Below are 575 nucleotides of genomic sequence, written 5' to 3' on the forward strand. Positions count from 1 at the left end.
TCATGTCTCGTGGGATCGGAGATGTGTACAAGAGACAGGGCCGGCAGGGGCGCTGAGCACCGCATATACCCGTAAAGCGGGCGGTCGGGCGATCTCGGCCGGGCGCGCGGGCAGCGTCCGTACGCCGCACCGACACGCCGGTCGGCGCCCGACTGCCGGAGTGGGCGCGTGTCGCGCTTCGCGCGCCCAGCTCGCGGGTGGTTTGCCGCTGCGACACGACTACCGCGACCCCTGCGGCGCAGCCTCCCGGCGTGCAGTGCCGCATAGCTCACCTCCTCATCCGCTCCTTCGCCACGGCCGCGCTCGGCGCAATCGCGCTGACCGCGACTGCTCTGGGCGCCGCCGCCGTGGCGGCGGCCGCGACCCCGGCGCACGCCGCGCTGCCCGCTGTCGCGGCGCCCGCCGCCCCCGCCGAGGGCTGTGCCTATACGGGCCGCGAGTTGCCGCTCGATGAGCTCGGCGAGATGGCGCGGCGTGGTGATGTCGCCGGGGCGGTGCGGCAGGCGTGCCGCAAGCAGCCGCCGCCGCCTCCGCCGCCGCGCAAGCCCGCGCCTCCGCCACCGCCGCCACCGGTC

Annotated in this window: 1 pseudogene; it reads left to right on the forward strand. The window is 76.3% G+C overall.

Annotated elements, in window-relative coordinates:
- Window positions 1-251: 251 nt before the first annotated feature.
- Window positions 252-575, forward strand: a pseudogene (locus tag G5C51_RS42405) (hypothetical protein); the annotation flags it as partial.

It is taken from the genome of Streptomyces coryli (assembly GCF_011044975.1).
GTDB classification, from domain to species: Bacteria; Actinomycetota; Actinomycetes; order Streptomycetales; family Streptomycetaceae; genus Streptomyces; species Streptomyces coryli.